We start from the raw sequence: 8352 nt of genomic DNA, 5'->3' as shown, positions 1-8352 counted from the left end.
AAGCTCGGTCGCCGTCAGCGCCCGGCCGCCGGTGAGTGCCGCCAGCATGTTCGCGCGGGCGGGATCGCCGATGAGCGCGCCGATCTGCGCAATGTCAGGGCCTTCCTTCATAGTTCGATCGTAACCGAAGCATCGCCGTCAGGCAATGTGCGAAAACGGCCCAGGAGAGCACTGAGACAGCAAAGGAGAAACGATATGATCACCTGCTTCATCCGCTATCAGATCGACCCCTTCAAGAAGGAGGCGTTTGCCGAATATGCCCGCAACTGGGGCCAGGCAATCCCGAAGAATGGCGCCGACCTGATTGGCTATTACGGCCCGCATGAGGGATCGGCAACGACCGCTTACGGCGTCTACAATATCGAAAGCCTCGCAGCCTACGAAGCCTATCGCGCCAGGCTGGCTTCCGACCCGCTCGGCCGCGAGAATTACGAATTTGCCAGACGCGAAGGCTTCATCCTGAAGGAAGATCGCATCTTCCTCAAAAATGTCTCCGCTCCTCACGCCAAGCTGGTGCAGTCATGATCGCCGTCATCTTCGAAGTCGTGCCCTATATGGGCGAACGCCACAAATATCTGGATCTCGCCGGCGAGCTGCGCGCTGAGCTCGAAAAGATCGACGGCTTCATCTCGATCGAGCGTTTCGAGAGCCTGACGAACCGCGGCAAGCTGCTGTCGCTTTCCTTTTTCCGCGATGAGGAAGCCGTCAAGCAATGGCGCAATCTCGAGGCGCACCGGGCAGCGCAGCAGGCCGGACGCGGCGGCATCTTCGCCGATTATCGCCTGCGGATCGCCAGTGTCGTCCGCGATTACGGCATGTTCGAACGCGACGAAGCGCCGGCCGACAGCCGCAGCGTCCACGATGCGGCGTGACGCATGGCGTCCAATCCACGCTGTCCACGGGCGCGCTGAAAGCTGCTTGTTGATCTTGAAAATATAGAGAAGAACCTAACACCCTTCCTTGGCATTCTCGCGGTTACGCAGCTGGCGCAACCGGTTTGAACTATGGGCGTGACAACGAATTTATTTCATCTATCAAATTGAAGGAAATGCTACCTGCGGTCTAAATCTCAAACTGGACGGGAAATCCAAATCGTGTGGGCTTCAAGGATAATCAAATTTACTTGGGCCGCCATATTTTCTTTTATTTTCATTGTCTTAGCGCTCCTGGTAGTTTCGACGATTATCATGTTCATCCAGAATCCTGATTTCATTGGGGTTACATTCCCAGAACGGGCAATCTCGGATGCTGCGCGCTTGACCAACGGCAGTGAGAACGAAATCGATGGAGAATGCAGCATAAAGGGCAGCTATTTTGAAAAGAGCGTTAGCTGCGAGATGAGAAGAACGCAGCATGGTAAAATAACAGACACTATATTTCTGGAATATACGCTGATGTTTGACTCTATAACGAGTATTGCCGATACCCGGGAAAATCTTGAATAGAAAGATGGCTGACGCCGTTGAGCCTCACTTCAGCCGCGACGGGCTCAAGCCATCTAAGTCCGGTTGCCCGACTGCCACCCGAATAAATTCCCGAAATCGGCCACCGCTTCAGGCTTTGGTAACTAAGTTGCGTAACCATAACGGACAGTTAAGCGTAGAGCGTATGAGTGAGTATCAGAATGGCATCAGTTTTTCCGCTTGCCGACCTCAAGGCTTCCGTCAAGTCGGATTCCCGGCCGGATTCTTGGGTCGACACGATCATCAAGGGCGATTGCGTCAGCGCCCTTGAAGCTTTGCCCAGCCACTCCGTCGATATCATCTTTGCCGACCCGCCGTATAATCTCCAGCTCGGCGGAACGCTGCATCGTCCCGATCAGTCGCTGGTCGATGCGGTCGACGACGAATGGGATCAGTTCGCCTCCTTCGAGGCCTATGACGCCTTTACCCGCGCCTGGCTGCTGGCCTGCCGGCGTGTGCTGAAGCCGACCGGCTCGATCTGGGTGATCGGCTCCTATCACAATATCTTCCGTGTCGGCGCCACGCTGCAGGATCTGAATTTCTGGATCCTCAACGACATCATCTGGCGCAAGACCAACCCGATGCCGAATTTCAAGGGCCGCCGTTTCCAGAACGCCCATGAGACGATGATCTGGGCAAGCCCCAGCGCCAAGGCCAAGGGCTATACCTTCAATTACGATGCGCTGAAGGCCGCCAATGACGACGTGCAGATGCGCTCCGACTGGCTCTTCCCGATCTGCAACGGCAGTGAGCGGCTGAAGGGCGAGGACGGCAAGAAGGCGCATCCGACACAGAAGCCGGAGGCGCTGCTTGCCCGCGTCATCGTGGCTTCGACCAAGCCCGGCGATATCGTGCTCGATCCCTTCTTCGGCTCGGGAACGACGGGTGCGGTCGCCAAGCGTCTCGGCCGCCACTTCGTCGGCATCGAGCGCGAACAGGATTATATCGATGCGGCCTCGGCCCGCATCGCCGCCGTCGAGCCGCTCGGCAAGGCGGAACTGACCGTCATGACCGGCAAGAAGGCCGAAGTCCGCGTCGCCTTCAACGTGCTGGTTGAAAGCGGCCTGATCAAACCCGGCCAGGTGCTGACCGACGCCAGGCGCCGTTATAGCGCCATCGTCCGCGCCGACGGCACGGTCGCTTCAGGCGGCGAGGCCGGCTCCATTCATCGTCTCGGCGCCAAGGTGCAGGGTCTCGATGCATGCAACGGATGGACCTTCTGGCATTTCGAAGACGGGCAGTCCCTGCGCCCGATCGACGATCTCAGGTCCGTCATCCGCAGTGATCTGGCAAAGGCGGAGTGAGCAGCGCCTAGATCCGGATGATTTTAGGCCAGATCGGCCTAAAATCTGAATCCGGATCTAAGCCAGAGAATAGAGCATGATGTCGTCCGAAAACCGCATACACTTTTCGGCATCATGCTCTGGCGGATCGAAACTACCTTCTTCCGATTTCCCTCCAGTTGCGGAAGAAGACCAAGGCGCCCGGGGTTCGAACTCCGGGCGTCTTCTATTGTTTTTGCGCAATTCCGGACGCAAAACCGCTGCACACTTTTGCTGGAATTGCTCCAGTCAGAACTCCTGATAGTCAGTGACGTCCACCCGCGTGACGCGCCCTTCCGCATTGAAGGTGATCGTCTCCTCACCCTCGCGGATCAGCGGCTTGCCCGTCTTGCTGTGGGTGGCGCGCACCGACCAGACGGATCGGCCGGAGAGCGGCGTCAACGTTTCCACCAGCGAATTTTCCGCCGTCTGATCGGGATAGTCGTCGAAATATTTTCGGAAGGCGGCCATGATCTCAGCCCGTCCGGCAAGGCTGCCGACGCCGTTCGAGACATAGGTGGCGTCCTCGGCGAAATAGGCCTCGATGGCGGGAAAATCGAGGGCGTTGATGGCGGCGTGAAAACGTTCGATTTCTTCTGCGGGGTCGCATGCCATGGGTCTCAGACCTTCAATCCGTAAGCCGTGAGATCGCTGCGCAGCTTCTCGGGCCCCGAAAACAGCACCGCATTCCAGCCGTAGGCCTTGGCGCCTTCGACATTGACCGGTGCGTCGTCGATGAAGATCGTCGCAGCGGGATCGAGGCCGAAACTTTTCGTATGCGTTTCGTAGATGGCGATATCCGGCTTGATCAGGCCGACATCGCCGGAAACCGTGACGCCACGCGGTAGGTTGAGGAAGGGGAAGCGCGCCTGCGCCTCGCGGAAGGTGTCGGAGGCGAAGTTTGTCAGCATCGTTACGTCACGCCCCTCGGCAATCAGCCCTTCCATGATGGCGACGCTGTCGTCATAGGCGTGCGGCACCATCTCGTGCCAATATTTGCGGAAGGCGCGGATATGCTCTTCACGCGCCGGGTGCTGTTCGATCAGCAGCGCTTCGGCCTCCGCCCATGTGCGGCCGCGGTCCTGCTCGATGTTCCAGTCATGGGTGCAGACATTGGCGAAGAACCAGTTGCGCTCCGTTTCATCGGGGATGAGGCGGCTGAAGGGAAGATGCGGATCGTAATGAATAAGGACTTTGCCGATATCGAAAACGATATGTCTTATGTCGGTGGTCATGGTCATCCCTTGGATGTTTTAAACGCGAGAGGAATAGCCGCTGCGATCGCTTTTTTCATGATGGTCGGCAAGGCCTGGGCTTCAAGATTTGTAACCGGCTCCCACCATCCGTCATTCATGGCGACCTTGGCAGCGATTGCCGCACGCCAGATCGAAAGCCTGAGCTCGAAATGGGTGAAGACATGGATGACGGTGCCAGCGGCCTGCCATGCCGCTTCGAAGGGCGCGGCGCTCGCCGAGGTCTCGCCGTCGATGCGTGCCGTCCACGCCGTCGTCGGCACCTCGGTCATGCCGCCGAGCAGGCCGCTGTCGATGCGCCGCCGCAACAGGATCTCGCCATCCCCTGTTACCGCGATGAAGGCCGCGCCATATCTGACCGGCTTCTCCTTCTTCGCCGCCTTGACCGGAAAGAGCTCGGGATCGGAAAGTTTGAGCGCCTCGCAGGCACTGGGGAAAGGACAGAGCGAACAGGCTGGCCGCTTCGGCGTGCAGATCGTGGCACCCAGATCCATCATCGCCTGGGCGAAATCGCCGGGCCGATCGGCGGGCGTCAACAGCGCCACCTTCTGCTTCATCGCGGGCTTTGCCGCCGGAAGCGGTGTGGCGATCGCATAGAGCCTGGAGATCACCCGCTCGACATTGCCGTCCATGACCGCCGCCTGCCGGTTGAAGGCTATTGCCGCGACGGCCGCGGCCGTATAGTCGCCAATCCCCGGCAGGGATTTCAGGCCTTCCTCGGTATCGGGAAAGACGCCGCCATGCTCGTTCGCCACCGCTTCGGCGCATTTCTTCAGGTTGCGAGCCCGGGCGTAATAACCAAGCCCTGCCCAGGCGGCCATCACCGCGTCGTTTTCGGCCGCGGCAAGATCGGTCACCTCGGGCCAGCGCTGCAGAAACCGCTCGAAATAGGGTTTGACCGCCTGCACCGTCGTCTGCTGCAGCATCACCTCGGACAGCCAGACGCGATAGGGATCGGCCTTGACGCCGCGGGCCGCCATGCCGGGCGCCACACGCCAGGGCAGCTCGCGGTGGTGCCGATCGTACCAGTCGAGCAGGGGCTTTGCTGAGGGCGTGTCGAGTGTGATGATCGTCATGATTTGCCGCGATGGGGGGAAGTGCCTATACTTGGCGAAGCAATGCCGCGCGATCAAGTCGCCTATGCGAATTGGCGGCGGCGCCGAAGGGTTTCGATGAGTTATCCACGCAAAGATGTGAAGCAGATCTCCGAGCTGGCGAACGGACTGATCGATCCCGTTCTTGCCCGGCGCGCCGGCATCAGCACGGCTCTGCTCGGCTCGTGGAGCGAAATCGCCGGCGAGGATTTCGCCGATTGCACCCGGCCGGAAAAGATCGCCTGGGCTCGCGGCGGCAATGAGGTCGGCGGCTTCCGCCCCGGCGTGCTGACCATTGCCTGCGAGGGCGCGCGCGCGCTTTTCCTCACCCATGCCCAGGGCGAACTCATCCAGCGCATCAACAGCTTCTTCGGCTTTGCCGCCGTCCACCAGATCCGCATCGTCCAGAAGCCGGTCTCACAACCGATCCGCCGCTCCCGCACCCCGGCGCCGCTGAAAGGCGAAGCCGCCCGCAAGCTCGAAGGCATGATGGAAGGCATCGAGAACGACAAGCTGCGCCAGGCAATCCAGCGCTTGGGGACCGCGGTGATGGGCAAGCAGGGGAATCAACGCTGATGAGCAAAACGCCCAACTTGACCGGCAACGCCAAGACCGGCGGCCTGACCCAGGCCTGTGCTGAAAAGATCAGTGCGGTTGACGGCCTGGTGCTCAGCCCGCGCATGCGCAAGCTCCTCGCCGAGACCAAGGATCAGCCGCCCGAAGAACGCCGCCAGGCGATCCGCGCCCAGTTCACGCGCAAGTCCGCCTAAGCGTTGGTCTATACCGCCGAATCCGATCCCCTCTGTTATCCGGTCGGCCTGCCATTCAATGCCGAAGTGCTTGATCGTGAACATGTCATCGAGGCCATGCTCGAGAGCTTTGCGGGCTCCGAGTAGCCGCTAGCGACGCTGATCCTCGACATCTTCACCGAACCTTGACGCTACCCTCTTGAACTTTCCTCGGCGGTGTAGAGGCACTGGCAAAACGCTTCGGATGCCATATTTGTATATAGCAGACGGGAGAAAAATCATGCTGGTCTTGCAGTTGCCCCCTGATATCGAAGCGCGGCTGATTGAGCTTTCCAGGCGTACCGGCCGCAGCAAGAGCTTCTATGCGCGTCAAGCCATCCTCGCGCATCTCGACGATCTGGAAGATGTCTATCTTGCCAAAAGGCGCTTCGAAGAACTTCGCCGCGACGAGAGCGATGCCGTGCCGCTGGCCGAGCTGACGGCGCGTTACGGGGTGGACAACTGAGTCTCATCGACCAGCCGATACCGGCTGGCAGCCGCCGCGATATCCATCGGCAAAATTCACAGACGGACCAATCTCGCAATTTTTGGTCTAGTCGTCTTCCCGCGGTCACAATTCTTTGAAGGAAGTTGGCGAACCGTGCCTTGTGAGTGGCCGCAAGCCGTTATATCGCACAGTCACGCCGTCAATCTCATTAGTTATGGGGAATCCATGCAGATGTCCGAAATGCAACTGACGAAACGCCGCCTGCTCAGCGGTATCGCCATCGCCGCAGCTGCCGTTGCGCTTGTCGCCTGCAACGACAGCAAGGACGCTGCCGATGCTTCGTCCTCCGGCAAGACCATGGCTGATGGCACCAATGTCGACACCATGCAGACGGCGGCCACAGCGGCGACCGAAATGCCGCAGTCCGACGGCGATGTCGACATGGCCGCAGTGCTGAAGCCCGGCGCGCTGCCGGAAATGGCGCTCGGGAAGGCTGATGCCCCGGTCAAGATCGTCGAATATATGTCGATGACCTGCCCGCATTGCGCTCATTTCCACAACACCACCTTCGACACGATCAAGCAGAAATATGTCGACAGCGGCAAGGTGCAGTTCATCATCCGCGAATTCCCCTTCGACCCGCGCGCTGCCGCAGCCTTCATGCTCGCCCGCTGCAGCGCCTCCAATCCGGAACAGTTGAGCACGCCGGAACAATATTTCCCGATGGTTTCGATGCTGTTCAAGCAGCAGCAGATCTGGGCCGCCGCCGATGATGGCCGCGCCGCACTGCTGCAGATGTCGAAGCTTGCCGGATTTACTGAGGATAGCTTCACGAAATGCTTGACGAACCAGAAGCTTCTGGATGAAGTGAACGCCACGCGGGAAAGAGGTTCCAAGGATTTTGGCGTCAATGCCACCCCGACTTTCCTGATCAATGGCAAGCGCTACTCTGGAGACATGCCGGTTGACACCATGTCGAAGCTTATCGACAGCCTGCTCTGAACCGGATCGTTTCGATAGAACGGGCGACGGCGAAAGCCGTGCGCCCGTTTTTTTGTGGCTGCATGACAAGCCCGTCCCGCGCTGCGGAGCTTCTGCATGAAGTTCAACAAGCTGCGCCTGGTCGGCTTCAAATCCTTCGTCGAGCCGACGGAATTCATCATCGAGCGGGGACTGACCGGCGTCGTCGGCCCGAACGGCTGCGGCAAGTCGAACCTCGTCGAGGCGCTGCGCTGGGTGATGGGCGAGAATTCCTACAAGAACATGCGCGCCTCCGGCATGGACGACGTGATCTTCTCGGGTTCCGGCAACCGCCCGGCGCGCAACACCGCCGAAGTGGCGCTCTATCTCGACAATGGCGAACGCACCGCGCCTGCCGCCTTCAACGACAGCGACGAGATTCAGGTCACCCGCCGCATCGAGCGTGAACAGGGTTCGCTCTATCGCATCAACGGCAAGGAAAGCCGCGCCAAGGACGTGCAGCTGCTGTTTGCCGACGCCTCCACCGGCGCGCGGTCGCCCTCGATGGTCGGGCAGGGGCGTATTGGCGAGCTGATCCAGGCCAAGCCGCAGGCCCGCCGCCAACTGCTCGAAGAGGCGGCCGGCATTTCAGGCCTGCATTCCCGCCGCCACGAGGCCGAACTGCGGCTGCGCGCCGCCGAAGGCAATCTCGAGCGCCTCGACGACGTCACCTCGCAGCTCGAAAGCCAGATCGAAAGCTTGAAGCGCCAGGCCCGCCAGGCAAACCGCTTCAAGACGCTGTCTGCCGATATCCGCGCCCGCGAGGCAATGCTGCTGCATATCCGCTGGGTGCAGGCCAAGGAAGCCGAGGCCGAGGCCGACAGCGCGCTGAACCAGGCGACATCAGTCGTCGCCGAAAAGGCGCAGATGCAGATGGAGGCGGCGAAGAACCAGGGCATCGCCAGCCTGAAGCTGCCGGAACTGCGCGAGGGCGAGGCGCGTGCGGCCGCCGCCCTGCAGCGCC

The 8352-nt window shown here is 60.2% G+C and carries 12 protein-coding genes and 1 pseudogene; 9 read left to right on the top strand and 4 right to left on the bottom strand.

The annotated features are described in order from the left end of the window. Positions 1-111, bottom strand: a pseudogene (locus tag MOV76_RS37390) (transcriptional regulator); the annotation flags it as partial. Between the two features lie 84 nt (positions 112-195). On the opposite strand from MOV76_RS37390, the gene MOV76_RS37385 reads away from it, so the two are divergent. The 4 genes from MOV76_RS37385 (at position 196) to MOV76_RS37370 (ending at position 2767) form a co-directional block, all read left to right on the top strand. Next, on the top strand, positions 196-525 hold the full coding sequence (locus MOV76_RS37385; protein WP_247266448.1) for an NIPSNAP family protein: 330 nt from the start codon (positions 196-198) through the stop codon (positions 523-525). Next, positions 522-872, top strand: coding sequence for an antibiotic biosynthesis monooxygenase (locus tag MOV76_RS37380; protein ID WP_247266447.1), 351 nt, complete (start codon positions 522-524; stop codon positions 870-872). The genes MOV76_RS37385 and MOV76_RS37380 overlap by 4 nt, the downstream gene beginning before the upstream one ends. 315 nt (positions 873-1187) lie before the next feature. Continuing rightward, complete coding sequence (locus MOV76_RS37375) at positions 1188-1445, top strand: hypothetical protein (RefSeq protein ID WP_247266446.1); 258 nt, start codon at positions 1188-1190, stop codon at positions 1443-1445. A gap of 179 nt (positions 1446-1624) precedes the next feature. Continuing rightward, on the top strand, positions 1625-2767 hold the full coding sequence (locus MOV76_RS37370; protein WP_247266445.1) for a site-specific DNA-methyltransferase: 1143 nt from the start codon (positions 1625-1627) through the stop codon (positions 2765-2767). 267 nt (positions 2768-3034) lie between these two features. Here MOV76_RS37370 and MOV76_RS37365 read toward each other — a convergent pair whose 3' ends face one another. Genes MOV76_RS37365 through mutY form a run of 3 tightly spaced genes read right to left on the bottom strand, consistent with a single transcriptional unit; the run spans position 3035 to position 5114 of the window. Further along, a complete protein-coding gene (locus MOV76_RS37365; RefSeq protein ID WP_247266444.1) occupies positions 3035-3400 on the bottom strand; it encodes a nuclear transport factor 2 family protein in 366 nt (121 codons plus the stop codon). Between the two features lie 5 nt (positions 3401-3405). Further along, positions 3406-4020 (bottom strand): HAD family phosphatase, encoded by a 615-nt coding sequence (locus MOV76_RS37360; RefSeq protein ID WP_026188650.1) that lies wholly within the window; start codon positions 4018-4020, stop codon positions 3406-3408. Between the two features lie 2 nt (positions 4021-4022). Beyond that, positions 4023-5114 carry an A/G-specific adenine glycosylase gene (gene mutY, locus MOV76_RS37355; RefSeq protein WP_247266443.1) on the bottom strand — a complete coding sequence of 364 codons (1092 nt, stop codon included), beginning with the start codon at positions 5112-5114 and terminating at the stop codon, positions 4023-4025. Positions 5115-5210: 96 nt separating this feature from the next. On the opposite strand from mutY, the gene MOV76_RS37350 reads away from it, so the two are divergent. The 5 genes from MOV76_RS37350 to MOV76_RS37330 form a co-directional block, all read left to right on the top strand. After that, on the top strand, positions 5211-5708 hold the full coding sequence (locus MOV76_RS37350; protein WP_028734815.1) for a DUF721 domain-containing protein: 498 nt from the start codon (positions 5211-5213) through the stop codon (positions 5706-5708). Then, positions 5708-5902, top strand: a complete 195-nt coding sequence (locus tag MOV76_RS37345) for a hypothetical protein (protein WP_130751159.1) — start codon at positions 5708-5710, stop codon at positions 5900-5902. Before MOV76_RS37350 ends, MOV76_RS37345 begins: the two co-directional genes overlap by 1 nt. A gap of 259 nt (positions 5903-6161) precedes the next feature. Next, entirely contained in the window at positions 6162-6386 is a 225-nt protein-coding gene (locus MOV76_RS37340; RefSeq protein ID WP_247266442.1) for a TraY domain-containing protein, read from the top strand. Between the two features lie 213 nt (positions 6387-6599). Continuing rightward, on the top strand, positions 6600-7370 hold the full coding sequence (locus tag MOV76_RS37335) for a DsbA family protein (protein WP_018245170.1): 771 nt from the start codon (positions 6600-6602) through the stop codon (positions 7368-7370). 96 nt (positions 7371-7466) lie between these two features. Beyond that, positions 7467-8352 (top strand): chromosome segregation SMC family protein (locus MOV76_RS37330; RefSeq protein ID WP_247266441.1); only part of this gene is annotated, 886 nt, incomplete at its 3' end.

It is taken from the genome of Rhizobium sp. PRIMUS64 (genome assembly GCF_023006465.1).
GTDB lineage: Bacteria > Pseudomonadota > Alphaproteobacteria > Rhizobiales > Rhizobiaceae > Rhizobium > Rhizobium leguminosarum.
Note: the sequence above shows the minus strand (reverse complement) of the source record. Positions and strands in the feature narration are given on the sequence as shown.